This window comes from Niallia sp. (genome assembly GCF_031978665.1).
Classification (GTDB): Bacteria; Bacillota; Bacilli; order Bacillales; family Cytobacillaceae; genus Niallia.
Genome location: NZ_DALZDK010000029.1, coordinates 23,769 through 43,868, shown reverse-complemented (window position 1 = coordinate 43,868; position 20,100 = coordinate 23,769). Strand labels below are relative to the sequence as shown.

At 35.7% G+C, this 20,100-nt stretch carries 15 protein-coding genes and 1 tRNA gene; 4 read left to right on the top strand and 12 right to left on the bottom strand.

Annotation, left to right across the window (positions count from 1 at the left end; all coding sequences use genetic code 11):
• Window positions 1-68: 68 nt before the first annotated feature.
• The 6 genes from yhbH to queG all read right to left on the bottom strand — a co-directional run bounded on the left by yhbH (window position 69) and on the right by queG (window position 7,774).
• On the bottom strand, window positions 69-1,244 hold the full coding sequence (gene yhbH / locus RTL21_RS15880; protein ID WP_312097139.1) for a sporulation protein YhbH: 1,176 nt from the start codon (window positions 1,242-1,244) through the stop codon (window positions 69-71).
• Window positions 1,245-1,524: 280 nt separating this feature from the next.
• Window positions 1,525-3,420, bottom strand: a complete 1,896-nt coding sequence (locus tag RTL21_RS15875; RefSeq protein ID WP_312097138.1) for a PrkA family serine protein kinase — start codon at window positions 3,418-3,420, stop codon at window positions 1,525-1,527.
• Between the two features lie 264 nt (window positions 3,421-3,684).
• Complete coding sequence (gene nfsA, locus RTL21_RS15870; RefSeq protein ID WP_312097136.1) at window positions 3,685-4,440, bottom strand: oxygen-insensitive NADPH nitroreductase; 756 nt, start codon at window positions 4,438-4,440, stop codon at window positions 3,685-3,687.
• Window positions 4,441-4,670: 230 nt separating this feature from the next.
• Window positions 4,671-5,147 (bottom strand): tRNA (uridine(34)/cytosine(34)/5-carboxymethylaminomethyluridine(34)-2'-O)-methyltransferase TrmL, encoded by a 477-nt coding sequence (gene trmL, locus RTL21_RS15865; RefSeq protein WP_312097134.1) that lies wholly within the window; start codon window positions 5,145-5,147, stop codon window positions 4,671-4,673.
• Between the two features lie 80 nt (window positions 5,148-5,227).
• Window positions 5,228-6,103: an amidase domain-containing protein gene (locus RTL21_RS15860; RefSeq protein ID WP_312097132.1), complete on the bottom strand. Its 876-nt coding sequence runs from the start codon at window positions 6,101-6,103 to the stop codon at window positions 5,228-5,230.
• Between the two features lie 537 nt (window positions 6,104-6,640).
• Window positions 6,641-7,774, bottom strand: a complete 1,134-nt coding sequence (queG, locus tag RTL21_RS15855; RefSeq protein WP_312097130.1) for a tRNA epoxyqueuosine(34) reductase QueG — start codon at window positions 7,772-7,774, stop codon at window positions 6,641-6,643.
• 93 nt (window positions 7,775-7,867) lie between these two features.
• On the opposite strand from queG, the gene RTL21_RS15850 reads away from it, so the two are divergent.
• Complete coding sequence (locus tag RTL21_RS15850) at window positions 7,868-8,533, top strand: B3/B4 domain-containing protein (protein ID WP_312097128.1); 666 nt, start codon at window positions 7,868-7,870, stop codon at window positions 8,531-8,533.
• A gap of 124 nt (window positions 8,534-8,657) precedes the next feature.
• Here the strand turns inward: RTL21_RS15850 and RTL21_RS15845 are convergent.
• Both RTL21_RS15845 and RTL21_RS15840 read right to left on the bottom strand, forming a co-directional pair.
• Window positions 8,658-8,731: transfer RNA gene (locus RTL21_RS15845), tRNA-Gly, on the bottom strand.
• Window positions 8,732-9,159: 428 nt separating this feature from the next.
• A complete protein-coding gene (locus tag RTL21_RS15840) occupies window positions 9,160-10,647 on the bottom strand; it encodes an MFS transporter (protein WP_312097126.1) in 1,488 nt (495 codons plus the stop codon).
• 403 nt (window positions 10,648-11,050) lie between these two features.
• Here RTL21_RS15840 and RTL21_RS15835 point away from each other — a divergent pair, with 403 nt between their 5' ends.
• The 3 genes from RTL21_RS15835 to RTL21_RS15825 all read left to right on the top strand — a co-directional run bounded on the left by RTL21_RS15835 (window position 11,051) and on the right by RTL21_RS15825 (window position 14,201).
• On the top strand, window positions 11,051-11,839 hold the full coding sequence (locus RTL21_RS15835; RefSeq protein WP_312097124.1) for a formate/nitrite transporter family protein: 789 nt from the start codon (window positions 11,051-11,053) through the stop codon (window positions 11,837-11,839).
• Window positions 11,840-12,100: 261 nt separating this feature from the next.
• Window positions 12,101-13,849, top strand: a complete 1,749-nt coding sequence (locus tag RTL21_RS15830; protein WP_312097122.1) for a SulP family inorganic anion transporter — start codon at window positions 12,101-12,103, stop codon at window positions 13,847-13,849.
• A gap of 22 nt (window positions 13,850-13,871) precedes the next feature.
• Entirely contained in the window at window positions 13,872-14,201 is a 330-nt protein-coding gene (locus RTL21_RS15825) for an ArsR/SmtB family transcription factor (protein ID WP_312097120.1), read from the top strand.
• A 69-nt stretch (window positions 14,202-14,270) separates the two neighbouring features.
• Here RTL21_RS15825 and RTL21_RS15820 read toward each other — a convergent pair whose 3' ends face one another.
• From RTL21_RS15820 to RTL21_RS15805, 4 genes are read right to left on the bottom strand one after another with little or no spacing between them, the layout of a single operon-like run.
• The gene (locus RTL21_RS15820; protein ID WP_312097118.1) at window positions 14,271-16,256 is read right to left on the bottom strand and encodes a hypothetical protein; all 1,986 of its coding nucleotides are present in this window, start codon (window positions 16,254-16,256) and stop codon (window positions 14,271-14,273) included.
• A gap of 36 nt (window positions 16,257-16,292) precedes the next feature.
• Entirely contained in the window at window positions 16,293-16,994 is a 702-nt protein-coding gene (locus tag RTL21_RS15815) for a DUF624 domain-containing protein (protein WP_312097116.1), read from the bottom strand.
• Window positions 16,995-17,006: 12 nt separating this feature from the next.
• Window positions 17,007-18,362, bottom strand: a complete 1,356-nt coding sequence (locus RTL21_RS15810) for a response regulator transcription factor (protein ID WP_312097114.1) — start codon at window positions 18,360-18,362, stop codon at window positions 17,007-17,009.
• A complete protein-coding gene (locus RTL21_RS15805; protein WP_312097112.1) occupies window positions 18,340-20,070 on the bottom strand; it encodes a sensor histidine kinase in 1,731 nt (576 codons plus the stop codon). Before RTL21_RS15805 ends, RTL21_RS15810 begins: the two co-directional genes overlap by 23 nt.
• Window positions 20,071-20,100 lie beyond the last annotated feature (30 nt).

The window sequence follows — 20,100 nt, the reverse complement described above, 5'->3', positions numbered from 1 at the left end:
CATAATTCATTTTTCTATCATCCTTAATTGAAAAAACACAACCCAAAAGTGAGTTGTGCATTCATCCTTTATGCATACATCTGTCCCTCTTCCTCTTTTCGGAAGAAACTAGTCATCGCATTAAATACATCAGCTTTTTGTCTTAGTAAGTAGTACCGGAATTTTTCATCTTGAATGTTTTTGTAAGCAGACATAAGGGTACTGTGTCGATTGTATTGGTTGACTTCCCCATATCCAAACATATTAGAAACCTTCATCAGCTCTTCTACTAATTTTACACATCTAGCATTATCTGATGTTAAATTATCTCCATCTGAGAAATGGAATGGATAAATATTAAATCGACCAGGATCATATTTATCGTCAATTAATTCTAATGCTTTTCTATATACAGAAGAACAAATCGTCCCTCCGCTTTCTCCTTTAGAAAAGAAGTCTTCCTCTGAAACAACTTTTGCTTCTGTATGATGGGCAATGAATTCAATTTCCACTGTTTCGTATTTGGTACGAAGAAATCTTGTCATCCAGAAGAAAAAGCTTCTTGCCATATACTTTTCCCATAGACCCATCGATCCGCTCGTATCCATCATCGCAAGGACGACTGCTTTTGATTCTGGTTTTTGCACTTCATTCCATGTTTTAAATTTTAAATCCTCTGGATAAATAGGATGAAAAGCTGGTATTCCCGACATTGCATTACGCTTAAAGGCTGATATCATTGTTTTTTTCTTATCAATATTCCCCATCAATCCTACTTTTCGAATATCATTAAATTCGATATTCTCCACAACAATTTGGTCCTGTTCTTTCCTTTTTAAATTCGGCAATTCTAATTGCTTGAATAAAGCTTCTTCTAATTCCATTAAAGATACTTCTGCCTCAAAGTAATCTTCACCAGCTTGATCTCCTGCTCCTTGCCCTTTTCCTGGGCCCTTTTTATCTCCAGATCCATCGCGTGCGACCACATCGCCAACCTGACTGTCTCCATTTCCTTGCCCTACATGTTTGTTTTTATCATAATTATATCGAATTTTGTATTCGTCTAATGAACGAATGGGAATTTTCACAACTTCTCTACCATTTGACATGACGATATTTTCTTCTGTAATTAAATCAGGTAGGTTATTTTTAATGGCTTCCTGCACTTTTTCTTGATGGCGTTGCTGATCATCATGGCCTTTGCGATGGAGGGACCAATTTTCTTGGGATATTACAAACTGATGCTTATTCGGTTTTTCCGTCATCTTACCCCTCCTAAAAAGTTTTTTATCCTTTTGTGCACGTATGAAGTGATTCTCGCATACACTAATTTGGGTATCGCTATACCTAAATAAAGTGATTACTCTATCATATGCAGATGGACGAAATAATTTACTAATAATTTTGATAATTTTACTTTTTTTAGAAAATGGCTTTTTCACGGTTTCGATTCCAAAATTCAATTAAGTCCTTAGCTTTTTCTAAATCCTACTAGGCAAAAGAGGAACAGACGCCATTTAGCCTGTTCCTCCCTCGACCAATTATTTAACGATTCAATAAACTTCCTACATAACGCAATAATTCATTGGCGGATGTGGAATTATATCCATGTTCATCAATTAGGCGCGCAACCACTTCGTTTACTTTCTTCAATTGCTGTTCATCTGGAGTTTTCGTGGAAGTGGTGATTTTAACGACATCTTTCAGATCGGCAAATAACTTCTTCTGGATAGCTTCACGTAAGCGATCATGAGAGTTATAATCAAATCGTTTTCCTTTTCTTGCATAAGCGGAAATACGGATGAGTATTTCTTCACGGAATGATTTTTTCGCATTTTCGGAAATCCCAATTTGTTCTTCAATGGAACGCATTAGTTTTTCATCTGGATTAATCGCATCACCAGTTAATGGATCACGCAACTTATTTTTATTGCAGTACGCTTCTACGTTGTCTAAGTAATTATCCATTAACGTTTTAGCAGACTCTTCATAAGAATAAACAAATGCCTTTTGTACTTCTTTCTTAGCAATTTCGTCGTATTCTTTTCTTGCTAAGGAAATGCAGTTTAAGTACTTTTCTTTCAACTCATTGGTAATGGAAGAATGCTGATCCAATCCTTCTTTTATCGATAAAAGCACATCCAGTGCATTAATGCTTGTTACATCCTTGCGAATAATCGTGGAAGAAATACGGTTGATGACATAACGTGGGTCGATTCCACTCATTCCTTCATCGCCATATTCGTTTTGCAGTTCCTTTAAATCAGCAGAACTGAAGCCTTCCACACTTTCCCCATCATATAAGCGCATTTTCTTCACTAAATCAATATCACCTTTTTTCGGCTCCTTCAATCTAGTTAAGATCGTAAATATGGCAGCAATTTTTAACGTATGTGGAGCAATATGCACATTCGAAACGTCGCTTTCTCGAATCATTTTTTCATAGATTCTTTCTTCTTCAGAAGCTTTTAAATTATATGGAACTGGCATTACAATGATACGAGAATGCAATGCTTCGTTCTTTTTATTAGAAATAAAGGAGCGATACTCTGTTTCATTCGTATGAGCGACAATTAACTCATCTGCAGAAATAAGGGCAAATCTTCCTGCCTTAAAGTTTCCTTCTTGCGTTAATGATAATAAATGCCATAAGAACTTCTCATCACATTTTAACATCTCTTGGAACTCCATCATGCCTCGATTCGCTTTATTTAGCTCTCCATCAAAACGATAGGCACGTGGATCTGATTCAGATCCATATTCAGCAATGGTAGAGAAATCAATGCTTCCTGTTAAATCCGCAATATCTTGTGACTTCGGATCAGATGGACTAAAGGTTCCAATCCCAGTTCGTTTATCTTCCGAGAAAAATACCCTTTCTACCATGACATCTTCAATTCTTCCATTATATTCTTCTTGCAATCTCATCATATTAAGTGGCGATAAATTTCCTTCAATGCGAATTCCATATTCATCAAAGAAATCTTTTCTTAGACTATGTGGAATCATATGAAGCGGATCCTCATGCATTGGGCAACCTTTGATCGCATAAACAGCTCCACGCTCTGTGTACGTATATGCTTCTAAGCCTCTTTTCAGCATCGTTACTAACGTAGATTTACCACCGCTGACTGGACCCATAAGTAGTAAAATACGTTTTCTTACATCTAAGCGCTTTGCAGCTGGATGGAAATACTCTTCCACTAGCTTTTCTAATGGCTCTTCTAATCCGAAGAGCTGATCAGAGAAAAATTTATATTGCTTTTTCCCATTCACTTCATCAATACCAGCATCTTTAATCATGTTATATACTCTAGAATGCGCTGATTGTGCTACCCATGGCTTTTCCTTCAAAATTTCTAAGTACTCTCCAAATGTCCCTTCCCACTTCAACAACTCTTCTTCTTGTCTATACATCTCGATTTTCTTTAATATATTCATATGGACCTCCCCTGTCACATTATCAGAGACGATTAATATAATCTATGCACCAGCGAATGCGAACATGCTTAAAAGAAAGAATAGTTTTTTTAAAGAACCTAAACCATAAGGGGAAAACCGCATCTTTGACACGGAGAACCGCTATAGAATAACAATTATTATTAAATAGGAAATATTTTCATGTTTGGTGATTCTAATAAAAAACAGCATCGGTTCACTCCGATGCTGTTTTTAGGATTAAAATTTATATAGGCTAGCCATTGATTATTTCAAATCAAATTTCTTCTGTTGAACAAATTCTTTCATATACATACGTGATTTTTGCTCAAAATTACCAGCCATCTGTGCTGTCCATGTATCTGTTCTCGATCCATTGGTTCTTTCCTGATAATAGGCAGAGATTTCATTATTATACTCCTGCAGCTCTTGTTTATATTGTTCCGTATCTTGCTCGTATTCATTTTCGTGATAAACGTGATGAAAGGGAGCTCGTGGTTTTTTCTCTGTTTGCTGGTCTGGATAACCTACAACTAAAGCAAATACCGGTAAAACATGATCTGGTGTTTTTAATAATTGACTCACTTCTACTAAATTATTGCGAATACCACCTATGTAACAAATGCCAAGTCCTAATGATTCCGCGGCAATAGCCATATTTTGCGATGCTAATGCAACATCTATTAGACTAACCATAAACTTTTCGGTGCTTTCAATCGAATCCAGTGCTGCTTCTTTTTTCCCTTCCATTTCTGCAGCGACTGTATGGCGATATAAATCCGCACAGAAAATAAACAAATGGCCATTGTTTTCAACATACTGCTGATTTCCCGCTAGTTCCGCTAATTTTTTCTTTTTCTCCCTATCCTTCACGCCGATAATACTATAAGCTTGAACAAAGCTAGAGGTAGAAGCACTTTGAGCAGCTTCCACAAGGAGACGAATTTGGTCTTCGGTTAACTCCTTATCGGTAAATTTTCTGACAGATCGATGATTGAGTATCGTTTCGATTGCTTGATTCATGGATAATCTCTCCTTAAAAGTTTTAGTGAACTATTTCTGATAATGACTATAGCCTAATAATATACTAATAATCGTCATGATAAAAAGAATTAGCCCAGTTGCTTTGCTTATGAGCTAATATAAACAATCATATTTCGGTTCTGGTTCCTACCGTGAACTCTAGTCATTTTATTATCAAAATAAAAAAGAGTATAAATCTATTCTGATTTACACTCGCTATTGTTTCAGTATTATTTTTTTAAATGCCCAAAATTTTGTTGTCTTAATGCCTCATAAATAAGAACTGCCGCTGTATTCGAAAGATTAAAAGCACGTATATTACCTGTCATCGGAATTCGTACTGTTCTATCTACATTATTCCGGATAACCTCTGGAGGAAGACCTGTTGTTTCACTTCCAAATATAAAGTAATGATCTTTGTTTATGTCACTGTAATCGAAGGAGGCATAAGGAGTTTCTCCTGACTTCGTAATATAATAAAACGAACCACCTTCATTTTTTTCGTAAAATTCATCTAACGAGTCATAAGAATGAATCTCTACAAATTCCCAATAATCTAAGCCTGCTCTCTTTAAAGCTTTATCATCCGTGGAGAAGCCAAAAGGACGAATTAGATGAAGAACAGTGTCTGTTCCTGCACATGTTCGTGCAATATTGCCTGTATTGGAAGGTATTTGTGGTTGGTATAGGACGATATGTATGGCCAAGTTTGTCACCTCTAACTATTGCTTTCCGTTCCATTATACACTTACTCTAAGGGAAATGCGAAGGAGTTATTTCTTGCTTCTCAGCCATCAATAATCGTAAAAAATTTATATTTAATATTTGGAGTATAGGCAGTTGAATCTTCGTATTTCCAGTAGCGCATTCGACTATTATACGTATGGGCATTTACTAATGGTTCTCCATTCGCATCCTTCCCTGTAACAATCGTAGTATGATTATATTTCCCATCGCCTTCAAAATCATAGCAAATGACATCCCCAAGCTTTAGCTCCATTGCACTAGTCACTTGTTTTGCACGTAAGCCAGTAGTAGAGGTTTCTAAATATCGGGGAAATGCATTGGCTACTGACCAGCTGTAGCTCCAATTATTATTTTGCATCCACCAGCCCTTATTGCGATTAGGATATCCTCGCATCGGAGCCCCTCCCTCATGCAAACATTGGGAAATATAGTTGGTGCAATCCACTTCGAATTGATGGTATTTCGGATTATAGCTATTCCACCATTTTTCCGCATATTGAACGGCTTTAAGGCGATCATACGTATATCGGCTCCAGCCTTCTGTCGTGCTTCCAAATTCTTCAGACAATGGATGTTCTCTGTATTCTGGATAGACAGGAGCAATCTCTTTATCCTCAATTAAGACTCCTTTATAGAAAATCCCCTTTCTATTTTCCACCTCTTCTTCTACGAAAAATAGCTCACCTTGCTTGATGAAATATTGCAGATGGACTGTATAAACCAATTCTTCAGTCTCATCCTCCTTTTTTTGCATTTCTTCAATTTTTCCTTTCGCCTTCACATGAACTATCTCAGCATTTCTTCTATTCAGACTATCTCTTTTTCGCTCTAATTTTTCATCCACAATTGTCGATCTTTCCCGTGCAACACATTGCTGAATTCTTTTCTCAATTAGCTCCATTAATTGTTGTTTCATTCCATCTACTCCCTTCTTTAATAACTATGTTTAAAGAGAGAAGAACTGTACAAAAAAAAGAAGGCATGGATATCCTTCTTTTTTGGTCTTATATTAACTATTAACAAATGGTTGAAAACCACTTTTCTTCTTACTCCACGAAAAAGTGGCGTTCATTCCTCTGATGAAAACCACTTTCCTTCTTACTCTACGAAAAAGTGGCGTTCATTCTCCTAATGAAAACCACTTTCCCTCTTACTCCACGAAAAATCGGCGTTCATCCACCTAATGAAAACCACTTTCCCTCTTGCTTCAGGAAAAAGTGGCGTTCATTCTCCTAATGAAAACCACTTTCCCTCCTACCACAAGAAAAATCGGCGTTCATCCACCTAATGAAAACCACTTTCCCTCCTACCACAAGAAAAATCGGCGTTCATTCTCCTGATGAAAACCACTTTCCCTCTTACCACAAGAAAAATCGGCGTTCATTCACCCGATGAAAACCACTTTTCCTCTTATTCCAAGGCAAATTAGTGTTCATTCACCCGCGCTCGATAATTAATGCACTAAACGTTGTAAAGCATCTTCAATTTCTTGTAAGACCTCTTGATCGTCTTCTTGTTGTGATGCAGCTTGTAGGGCCGTCATTGAGTCATCGCCGCCAATTTTCCCTAATGCCCAAGCTGCTGTTCCTCTAATAACTGGTCTTGGATCTTTTTTCATCACGGTAATTAAATCACCGACTGCTCCTTCTTCTTTAAAGTGAGCAAGTGCGATGATGGCATTACGTTGAATTGGCTTTTTTCCACGCCAAGAACCAGAAATATGCCCATACTTTTCTTTAAATTCTTTATTGCTTATAAATAGAAGTGGCTGGAGCAATGGTTTTGCGATTTCTGGATCTGGCTCCATTTCTGGATGATTATGAAAATCGATTCCTTTATTTTTTGGACAGACGGTTTGGCATGTATCACAGCCATAAATTCGATTACCCAGCTTTTCTCTAAATTCTTCCGCAAGAAATCCCTTTGTCTGCGTTTGAAATGCGATACATCTTTGGGCATTTAACTGTCCACCTTGAATAAGAGCTCCTGTTGGACAAACTTCAATGCATTTATTACAGGTACCACATTGATCTTCCATTGGCTTATCAGGTTCTAATGGTAGATTGGTAATCATCTCACCTAAATAAACATAAGAACCAAATTCCGGTGTAATAATAGCACAATTTTTTGCTGACCAGCCAATTCCCGCTCGCTGTGCAACCGCTCGATCCACTAATTCCCCTGTATCTACCATCGATTTACATAATGCATCCGGAATTCTTTCTTTTATATAATCTTCAAGCTTCTTCAAGCGATCTTTTAAAACAATGTGATAGTCCGTTCCCCAGGAAGCACGACAAAAAATTCCTCTGCGCTCTCCTTTTTTGCTGACTACTCTTTCCTTCATTTTAGAAGGATAAGCAAGTGCTATCGAAATAATCGATTTTGGTTGTTCTAATAGAAGGGAGGGGTCTACCCGCTTCTCTATATCTTTCTCTTCAAAACCAGATTGATAGTTTAATTCCTGCTGTCTTATTAAACGAATTTTCATTTCTTCAAATGTACTAGCACTTGTAAAACCTATTTTATCGATTCCGATTGTTTTACTATATTCAATTATATCTTTCTTTAATGCGCGGTAATCCATAAGGTCTCCCCCCTTCCTTTTCATTGGTTTTTCATAAAGATTACGCTAAAATATAGAATAACATAGACAACAATTATATTGGAGGTGTATATATTGGATATTTCAATTTCAGAGCAGATTAAGCAATTGATTCCTACTTTTAAGATTGGCTTCATTCATTATCAAGGCATGGAAGTAATGGACACGCCACAAATGATCAAGGGACGGATGCGGCTTTTTCAAGAGTCTATTTTTTTTGATTTGGAAGATAGCAATGTGACCGAAATTCCTTCTGTAAAAGAATGGAGAGAAATCTTCAAAAAAACAGGCAAGGATCCAAATCGCTATCGTCATTCAGCGGAAAGCCTTCTTAGACGAATCAAAAAGCAAAATTACTTACAGTCAATCAATAGTAGTATTGATATCAACAACTTCTTTTCCCTGCAATACGGTGTTCCTATCGGTATTTATGATTGTGCCAATCTTCAAGGAAATATAAACATCCGTATTGGAAAAGAGGACGAACAATACGCTGGTTTGAATGGAAGAATGAATTCTATTGAACATTTAATTGTATCGGAAGATGAGCTTGGTCCATTTGGCAGCCCTTTTGTCGATTCTGACAGAGCACCTGTCCAAGCATCTACGAAAAATGCTATACAAGTCATCTACCTTCCGCCATCCATTGAAAATGAAAAAGCAGAACAAATGGTAGAATCCTTGCTTAACATGTTTGTCCAAGTGCATGGAGGAGAAGCTACTTTTTCCATTGTGGAATAAAAATGTCAGGAGAGCCTTGAAAAAGGATCATACTCTCCTAGCATTGCTGTTTTTTTGCGTAAAATATAAAAAACGCAATGCTTCGTTCTTAATGAAACGAAACACTGCGTTGTGAGCGTATGTATGGAGCGGGTGATGGGAATCGAACCCACGACATCAGCTTGGAAGGCTGAGGTTTTACCATTAAACTACACCCGCATTTATTAACTTTTCTTCACTGTTTTTTTACTTATTTTTAACACGTTTTTTATTATATAACCATAAAGTAAAAAACGCAACCTCTTTTCGACATTTTTTTATTTTATTTTCCATTCGGTTGATTCCATTACTTTAAGAAGTCATTTTCATTGGTTTAGGGAATCTACTTTTCTTTTATAGACTTTCACTTTAGCCTCCTAGATCGTCTCTGTCTACGGGGCCTTCCAATTAAGCTTCTATGGAATTTCTAAGCAGATTCCCTTCCCAAAGACTTCTTTTAAAAATACTACATCATCATTGTATTCAATAGTCTAATATTTATTATTATTTTTTTGCTTATTTACATTTAATTTACTTTCCTTCATTTTTTAAGAAAAAAAGACCAGCTCTCCTTATAAGAAGGGAACACTGATCTTTTAATACCATACTTATTTTGAAAAAATAGTTTTTCTTTCTTTCCAGGCAAAGCCTGCAATGACTAATAGAAGTGTTCCCATGATTACTACATAAGTAGTTACTGCCCCAACAACTCCAAATGATTGCGATAAATACCCGAGACCGATTACTGGGAGGCTCACACCAAGATAGGTAATTACAAAGAACGTAGAGACAATATTTCCTTTTGTTTTACTTGGGGCAACTTCATTTACCAGCGCTAAGCTTCCCGCATATGCTGGCCCATTCCCACCACCAATAAGTACGGCAGAAATCAGCAATAAAGTTAGTGATTGTGTATAAATCGTAATAACTAGAAGTACAAGGCCAACTGCAAGGAAGGCGTAACCGATTGTAATTAATTTCATTAACGATAGTTGTTTTAATAAAATTTGGTTAAATGCTGCAGCAATCAATCCAAGTGCAACGACAACTCCTGAAATCGTTAAACTAGTTACTGTTGTAAAGCTAGACAAATTAGATGGAATTAAAGACATAAACATACTAATAATCGACCATGCTACAAAAGAAGTAAAGGAAGCTAATAAAAAGGGCTTCATGATTTCTTTTGGAACAAATGGCTTCTTTAACTGAACAGGCTTTAAGCCAGGTCTAATATTTTCATTTAGGAAAAATAGCAGGATAAAGCAAGGAATAATAAATAATAAATGCACATAGTAAGATAATCTTAACGGGATTGGAGCAAAATCCCCAAGTAATCCGGAGAGAATCGGCCCAAATGCATTTCCAAGTGTGACAGCAAGGGCACATATTAATGCCGTTTTTTTCGTGTTTTTCTTCTCATCAAGCTCCGTTAAAGCAGCAACTGCCACTCCATTTAAAATACCAACAGATAATCCTTGGAATAATCGTCCGATAAGTAGCATTCCAAGCCCATTTGCGATAGTAAAACAAAATGTCCCTATTAGAGAGAAGAAAATTCCTGGAATTAGCACTTTCTTTTTCCCAATCTGATCAGATAATTGCCCCGCGATAACAATTGCAGGGATAACGGTAAAAGCATAAATAGCAAACACAAGGGTAATCATCCCCGATGTTAGTCCCCACTCCAATCGATAAAGCGAATAGAGGGAAGCTGGTATATTTGTTCCGAATAAAGTTAAAAACAAGCTACAAGCAACTAGCCAGTAAGATACTTTTTTGCTTAATGTTTTTTGCTCTCTTAATACCTGAATAGTATCTGTGCCTTGAAGCAGCCTTTGTTGAAAAGCTGATTTATGGATTGCATCTGCATCCACTTCCACTACATCCATTAATCCCTGTAAGCCAGTTAAAAGCGTCTTTACTTGCTTTTCTTCTGCAGAACTAGAAATTTGTATTCTTGTAGTTGCCTCTCGTTTATATTTTTTTGTTTTTATATCTTCAATATTTACATGATGCGTTCCAAATAAGCTGGATATACGAGCCAGAACTCCCGGCTGATCGTTTACAAGCATCGAAATGCGATATGCTGAAGTCATGAGCTCTTCACTCCCTTGTTAGTTTCCATCTTCTATTTTATGATTGAATAAATATAAAGTCTATACATTTGTAAGAAAATATAACATGAAATCTTCGACAAATTATTCCATACTGATATTATGCACTATCATCCGTTTTTCCTCTTTCTTACACATCCTTATTTACTGTATTTTCAGAAAAATCTTGCATATTATTTGTATATTTTAAAGTATTACTTTTGGGAATACTAAAGTAATAGAAAAAATTATAATTAAATTGTGAACAAAAATTGAATAAACATATTTATTGTGATTTTTTTCACATAATTTTATTGACCTGTTAAGGAATCAACGGGATAATAATAGGGTAAGAAACATATCTACAGTGAAAAACAAAGAAAAACCTTGATCAGGAGGATTTAATATGGAAGGCGCATCTCTTCATGAAGTAGAAAAATTAGCCTTAAAAAAATTAAAAATTTATAAACAAAGCAAGTTTCGCTTTTTTATGCGTGCCGTTGTCGCAAGTATGTTTATTGGCTTTGGGGTAATTGTTGCATTTAAAACTGGGAATTTCTTTTATGCAGTAGAATCACCTCTTGCCTATCCAATGGCAGCTTTAGTATTCGGTGCAGCAATTATTCTTATTGCCTATGGTGGCGGAGATTTATTCACAGGGAACACTTTTTACTATACTTACGCAGCATTAAGAAAAAAAATCAAATGGTCTGATGTTTTTAAAATTTGGGGAACAAGCTATGCTGGAAATATTATAGGAGCTATTTTCTTTGCCATATTTATCTTGTTAACCGGGTTATTTAAGTCTCCTAGTGTAAATGATTTCTTGCTCCATGCAGCGGAAGCTAAATTACAAGCACCAATTAGCGAGCTTTTCTTTCGAGGCATTTTATGTAACTGGCTTGTCTGCTTAGCTTTCTTTATCCCTATGGCTTTAAAAGAAGATATCGCAAAAATTACAGTCATGATTTTATTCGTTTTCTGTTTCTTTATCTCAGGCTATGAACATAGCATTGCCAATATGGCCACATTCTCTATTTCTTATGTACTGGATCAAAATCCTGCTGTTACCATTCCAGCGATTATTCGCAACTTAATACCAGTAACAATTGGAAATTTAATTGGCGGAGTCGGATTTATGGGTGTAATGTATTATTATGTGAATAAGCCTTTTATGGAAGAGGAAGAAAAATGATAAGATGTAAAAAGAACCGATGCAACGCATTATAAAGTGTGGGGGTATCGGTTTTTTTTTATGGATCCCCGCCCTGCTTTAAGGCTAGTGCTAGTTCCAAGTTAGGCGAGAAAAATGCTTCAAAATTCATCCTCCAGCCCCCCTTCTAAAAAACAATTAAAATTCACAAAATTTATTTTGACTTCTTCCAATGCAAGGAGTAAATTCTAATAGTATATTCAAATATTCATATATACAAATATTCAAAGAAGAAGGGTTATTATGAAATGGAACTTGGTTGACAATCGATTTGCTCACTATTCGTTTGCATCAGTAAGAAAAGACATTATTTCTGGAATTATTGTTGGTATTATCGCGATCCCCCTTGGGATGGCTTTTGCAATTGCATCGGGTGTGAAGCCCGAATTTGGGATTTATACTACGATTATTGCAGGCATTCTTATTTCCTTATTAGGAGGGTCTAAATTTCAAATTGGCGGTCCGACTGGCGCCTTTATCCCTATCGTGCTTGGCATCGTGCTCAGTTATGGTTTTGAAAACCTGCTAATTGCAGGATTCCTTGCCGGTGTTATCTTAATTTTATTTGGTGTATTTAAACTCGGTTCTCTTATTAAATATATTCCTAGATCGGTAACCATCGGCTTTACTTCAGGAATTGCCGTTATCATTTTTACTGGCCAGATTTCCAATTTTTTTGGATTACAGGATATCGAAAAACATGAGGCATTTCTAGCTAACATGGGAGAAATCTTACAGCATATCGATACCGTTAGTCTTTATAGTATTCTGACAGCTGTTATTTGCCTCGTGATCCTTCTTTTGTCACCAAAATGGTTTCCAAAGCTTCCTGGACCCTTAATGGGCTTAATTATTTCAACCATTATTGCAACTGTTTTTTATCCTAATGAAATCGCTACGATAGATTCGATGTATGGTGGCATCCCAAATACATTACCATCCTTTCATCTTCCTGCTTTAACTTGGGATCGGATTACATTATTAATTCAACCTGCTTTTGTCATCGCTATTCTTGGGGCAATTGAATCCCTCTTATCTGCTGTTGTGGCAGACGGTATGACAAACAGCAAGCATAATAGCAATAAAGAATTAATTGGCCAAGGAATTGCCAATATGGTTGCCCCCTTATTTGGCGGCATTCCAGCTACAGGAGCAATTGCACGTACAGCTACCAATATAAAGAGTGGAGCAGTTTCCCCTCTTTCTGGAATCATTCACGGTATCGTTGTTCTTGTCATTCTATTGGTTCTTGCACCTTTCGCAGGAAAAATTCCGCTTGCAAGCATGGCTCCCCTATTAATGGTAGTCGCATGGAATATGAGTGAACAGAAATCCTTTCGTACGATTCTTCAAACCAAAACAGGAGATTCCCTTGTTTTAAGCGTTACTTTTCTGCTAACCGTCTTTTTCGATTTAACGACAGCAGTAGAAATAGGTCTGTTTTTAGCTATTATTATCTTTACGAAACGTATGAGTGATATAATGAAAACATCGCAATTATTGCCTAGCCACTTGAATAAATTAGAAAAATTGGATGAAAAACGGTCACACGGATGTCCTCAAATTAGCATTTTCGATGTAGAAGGGCCGTTATTTTTTGGTGCTGCCCAAGCTTTTGAACAAACCTTATTACGCTCCATTCATCACAAGCCTGGAATATTAATTCTACGGATGGGAAGAGTGCCTTTCATGGATTTAACCGGGGAAGCTTATTTTGCCAATATTATTCAAAGCTTTTCCAAGCATGGCAAGGTTCTAATTTGCGGAATTAATCCGCAACCAGAAAGCATCCTTCGGAAAACCGGCTTGTTTGAACAAATTGGCGCCAACCATTTCTTTATACACACAGGAGAAGCAATTGACTATGGCTTATTCCTTGTAAATAAGCAGCAATGCCAAGGCTGCAATCATTTTGCGTTTCAAGAATGCGAAACATTTTCCAAACAACAAGAACAGGGGATGGATAAGACAGCCTCAATTGCATTTAAGTAATTGAAAAAAGGAGGGAAGGCAATTGAATCTTGATATTCAACAATTTAAGGCAGATTTTTTTAAAGCACTAGCCCATCCTTTACGAATCAAAATTTTAGAAATTCTAGCACAAGGAGATAAAAGTGTGAATGAAATTCTCGAGCTTTTAGAATTGGAAGGATCAGCTGTTTCACAACAATTAAGCATCCTCCGCTCTAAAAACATTGTTATCGGAACCAAAGAAGGCAACCGAGTCATTTACACTCTTAGAGATCCAGCTATCATTGAGCTTCTATCAGTTGCAAAAAAAATCTTTAACAATCATTTAATCGATACCATTACTATTTTAGATAAAGTTAATGAAACCGAATAATGATAAAAAGCATGGGAATTGTATGTTAAAACAATTCCCATGCCTTTTTTAATATGAAAAGATGAATAATCAACAAAATATCGGCGGAATTCCCAATGCCCTCTGCCCTGCTGGCATTTTCTTCCCTTCGTGAATGTCTGGTAATTGTTCATTTGTCTTTCTCACATAGCTAGTCATTTCGTGATATTCCTGTAGGCAGCAATCAAGAAAACCGATTTGATAATTTTCGCCATCGAATCTTCCTAAGCAGCTTTGATCAGAAAGTTGAAAAAAATGCGCTCCAACAAAATGAGAATGTGTAGAAGCCGATTCCATATAATACTGGTAGGCAACCCCTCTTTCTCGCTGATTTATAACCCCTTTTATCCCAGTTGCTGTTAACCCTTTATCAATGGCTCCAAAATGAAATTCACCAATCATGATTGGCTTATCGATTATTTTAGCTATTTCCTCCATTTTATCCAGCGGCGTTTCCTGGTAGCAATTAATAGAAAACACATCAAAAAACTCGGAGCCTGATAGTGTTAATTCACTAGCAACATAAGAATATCTCATCCCTAAATTCATATGATTAGCATCTACTTTGCGACATGCTCGTGCAGGGATTTCTACATATCTTGTAATCATTCTTCTTGAAAATTCACATAAATCTTCATAGGCAGATGCAGATAATGATGAAGCATTCTTTATTACACTGCTTAAATCAGCAAAATGCTGAAGAGAAAGGTTCCATGCTTGATTAAATGCCTCAATATATTGGTATTTTTCTTCCATTGTTTTTATAAATACTTGCTTAGAGGAGCTTAGCTGTGGATTAGCTAACATTTCCTCCGCAATATTTAAACCATATACAAATCCCCATTCTGGCTCATTGCGCATGAAATAACCAATCATATTCTTATCATCTTTAAATGCTTCTAACCCTTGTGCATAAACGACTGATTTCTCTTCATATTCTTTTGCAAATACATCTGGAAAATCTCGAAAAATTATTTGCTCGGTTTGAGGAAATCGACCATTACCTATCGAATCTAAGGGAATAACATAAGGGATATTCGCCCATTTTATAAATTCACGGGATGACCAATTCCCAATTGTATTAATGCCCCATTTTCGAAAGTAATTTTTCACAATCTCTGCCCACGAAACCCACCAGTCTTCTCCAAATGCTTGCTTTAAATTATTCACCTGAAAATCAAACTGCTTTGTAAGTGGTTCAACACCTAAGCTTTTTAATGTCTCTCTGATGTATGGCTCCATGATATCAACTCTTGTATCTGTACCTGGGTTAATACAGTCAATGCCACAGGAAATGAATCTATAGCCGTCCGGATCAACAAGCCACCACCTTCCATCTTGCTTTTCAGCATGGAACCACCCTGTTTTTCGCCCTGTTTTTTCTAATACTCCTCCAAATCTGCTCCATTTTTCTGACCATTCATTCTTTCTATTTTCAGCTTCTTTTCTTTGTTCCCTTAATAATTCATTTAGTGTGTCACGATTCAACACCTTTTCTGGCCATTCTTTGTTTTTCCATTGTCCTAATTCATCGATGAGGGTTTTTGGTTGATGAATTATAGCATCTGCCTCATGATTTAAATAAATGCCTTTTAGGTTAATTTTCCTCTCTTGATAAAAAGGGCGAGAACGTAAGCAAACAGCTTGCACTTTTTCCCTATCCAATGGTTTACCAGAAACCATCATCCTTAATCTACCAGCTGTTCTTGGTGGAAATAAAATCTGGCTATTCAAGTAATCCAATTTAATAGGGACTGTAATATCTGTACTTGGCAATATATCAAAGGCAATCGATAGCTTTGCATGATCTGCATCGTTTTGTCCTTCTTCATAAAAATCTACCTGCATGGTTAATGTCTCTTCGGTTGGATTTTCCAAACGGATTACCAAATAAGAAAAATCGACTATTTCCTTTTGAGAAAGCTTTTGATTTTTCTTATTCATTAATAAAAAGGAAGATCCCTTCTCTGACAAAACAAGCTTATAATTACCTTGTATTTTGTTGCTATTTTTTTCTTCCACAATAATATTCATCATCTCAACATCCCTTCTAATAAAGATTCGTTTAATCTATTAACATTCTTTCATCAATAATGTCTGTTTCTTTTCTTCCTGCTTTAAACATTCTCTGTAAAAATGAGTGAACAACAATGCAATAATGCCTGGGCATACAAATAGAAGAAGGGATGGCATAAAAGTGGCTGACAAATAGATGACTAAAAAGGCTTCAAAAACCATGGAGATAATCAGTATTGGATGCCTACACATTAATTGAGCAGTTACTTTAAAGTAACCAATAAAACTATCACTACGATCAATTAAGATAGTTAGGAGAAAGATAAAATAGAAGATGGCAATAAAAATAAATAGAAGGAAGATAAATCCTGAAATTCCCCCTAATACAATTGAGTAATAAGAATAAGCCATATAAAAAACAGCTAATACAAGCATCCATACCACGCCAGTCTTTAATGCGTTTACATATTCTCGTTTGTAATACTTCCAAAACAGTAAATAAAGAGGAAGATCACTTGGCTTATCCTCTTCACTTCTGAGAAACTCTCTAGATACACCTAACGCAGCAATAGCGCCAGGAACTAAAATAAACGGTATAAGTATCCAACCCGTTAAGGCTAATGTTCCAATTTGGTCTACACTTTCTGCACCAATCGCTGAAAATAGCAGATATAAATACGGAATAGTAGCTACCCACCATACTATTGTTATCCTTACAATCGCATAAATCCATTTTGTTAATTTGGTCATTACATTCATCATTCTTTCTCCCTACTTAATTTGTTTTCTTCTAAATTGAGTGGGTGTTATCCCGTACTGTAACTTAAATAGCTTGATAAAATAATGTGATTTTTTATAGCCTACAATCCGTGAAACATCCACAACTTGTAAATTAGACTCAATCAAAAGCTTTGCTGCCTTTTCCATTCTTTTGTGTAATATATAGTTGGATAAATTTTCACCAGTCTCCTGTTTATATAATTTCGATAGATAAACAGGATGTAGGTAAACTAATTTTCCTAAATCGGATAAATTAATTTCATCCCCTAAATGCTCTTCAATATATCTCTGAATCTTGCGTATAATATCATCATTCGAGCATTTTGTTTTCTCGATTGCTGATAGTTGATTTAAAAGTTCGTGCAATGCCTTATCCGGAATATCTATTTCATCGAACATCCATTGTGCAAATACTGTTGGCTGTATCTTTACATCACTAAAATAAAGCTCCTTAAAAACTTCATGGAGATACATTATTTTCTGTATTTTCGTAGGAAGGAGAGAAAATTCTCTTGCTACTTCTTTTTTTACAGAACCCCATTCTTTTGCTTTCATTTTGGTAAATACAATACCATTCTGCAATTGCTGGGTATCACTTAACGAAATGCTTGCTTTAAAGAAAAATTGATAGAAAAGATGCCTTACCGTATTCTTTTTTTGAAAAATAAATGCATCTGAAAAATGAAGTTGTTGTATTCTTTCTTTCATTGCACCCATATTTGCGCTTAAGCCCATACCATTTAGCCCATTTTCTGTTTTCCAAATAAAAGAATCGATTCCTTCCATATTATCTTTCATTATCATCTCTTCTTTTTCCCCTAGGGTGCTTGCATGAAAAAAAGAAAACTCTTGTTCTTTCAAACAATCATGATACAGGTGGTAATCTTTTAATTTATCGTTATCTTCACAAATAATAGAGAGGAGATAGCCAAAACCATCGAATCTTCCCCAATCTATACTCTCCTCCCCCTTCTCATTTTCCATTTTAAGTAGAACATTCTTCATTGTCTTTTCTACTTCTTCTTTCTCAACTGGCTTAAGTAAATAATCAACCGCTCCTAATCGAATCGCCTTTTGAGCGTATTCAAATTCTGAATAACCAGAGAGAAGTACTACCTTTGTCTTAAGGTTCGTATCCTTAATATATTGAAGTAAATCAAGACCAGAAACTTCAGGCATTCTAATATCAGAAATAAGGATATCCACAGTATTTTGTTTCAATATTTCTTTTGCTTCAATCGAATTAGTATTTGTTTCTACTACACTAACTCCAAAATTTGTCCAATCTAACAAATGCTTTATATATTCCACAATATACTGTCCATCATCCACTATTAGTAAATGCATGTGTTTCTCCCTCCTTATCAAGCGTAAAGTCTATGAAGAACAAAACGGTTAACCCTCCCCACTCATTTTGGAAAAACTGCAGTTTACTTTGATTTCCATAAATATTTATAAGGCGGTGATTAATATTCCATAATCCAATTCCTCTTTCTCCTTTAGGAGGAGTTTCCTTTTCGATACGTCTTATTAGTTCCTGTATTTCTTGATCTGTTAGTCCTTTTCCATCATTTGCAATGGCGATAAGCAGTCCTGCTTCTACTTCTTTTACATCTATTATGACCTGATATGCTCCTTGTCGTTCTTCAATTCCATGCTGGATCGCATTTTCAACGATCGGTTGTATGATAAGCGGCATCATCCGATGATTTCCAGCATCACTAGGCAAATTGATTTCGTAATGCAAATTTTTCACAAGAGACATGATCGATAGGTAATGATTGGCAAGCTCTAATTCAGAGGCAATTGTTATATCTAGTGACTCCTTTTTCGTTAAATAGCGATAGTATTCCGCTAAATGTTTACTCATTTTTATGACACTTTCTGGTGAGGTTTTTGCCATAGATATAATAAAAAACAAACTATTATAAAGAAAATGTGGATTAATTTGTGCCTGCAGCTGTTTTAATTCTGCTTTTCTTCTTAAATCTGTTTCTATTTTTAAAGAAGCAAATAAAGCATGTATTTGTGCAACCATATGATTAAAACTTTTAAAGAGACGATAAAAATCATTATTCGGATTTTCTTTTATCCTGGTAGTATAATCTCCTTGTTCTACCTGGTAAAATTTCTTATCTAGTAAATAAACATTCTGATAAAAATTTCGGTAATAGGTTATAAGTACGGAGATGCCAATTAATAGAATGATAATAATACTTATGGAAAATACTTGTTGCATTCGATGAAGTGGATTTAAAAATGCATTCGTCCTTGTATAGGTTATTAAGTAGGTATCAATTGCTTCTATATATTTCGATAAGACAAAATAGTCTCCATCTATTGTCTTATAATTAAATTCCTCAATTTTTTCGGTATTTGGATGGGCATCAGCCTTTATTTTTTTGACAATTTCCTCGTTTATTTCTCCATAATTCATTACGGTAGTTCCATTCACTAGATAAAATGCCTTCGATTCTGTTGCATTTACTGCGTTATCAAGCAAGCTTAATAGGTAGGAATCCTTCAGTCTTACACCTACAACATAGTCAATATCGGCGGCATTTTTCGGTTGTCGAATATATGGATAGATGGAAAAGAAAAAGAAAGAATGATCAACATACTCCCAGCCTCTTTTATGAACCGTTTTAAAAGAGGGTACGAAAAAATCTCCCTTGGATGTAGCAATAAACTCCTCTTCTTTTCTCCAATATATCCCTATGTTTTCAACTGCTAGGCTGGAAAGAAGTTGATCTCTTAATCGATTAAAAATGGAAAGTTTCTGCATTTGTGCTGAATAAATATCCAGCTCTTTTACTTGTTTTTGATAATTTTTAACATCATTGTCTGCCGTATATTGAACAGCGTACATGTTTGCTTCTTCAATGACACCACTCAGCATTCTTTCTGTATAATCCAATTGATTTTTGGAAGATTGAACAAGACTTTCCTTTATTGATTTCGTTCCAATATTCCCTTGAATAAAGAACAAGCTTAAAGTAAGGAGAAGAAAAAATAGGAAAAAATAAATAAACTGTTTCATATTTACTTTTTTCATCCTATTCCCTCCTCTTTGTTGAATACTATT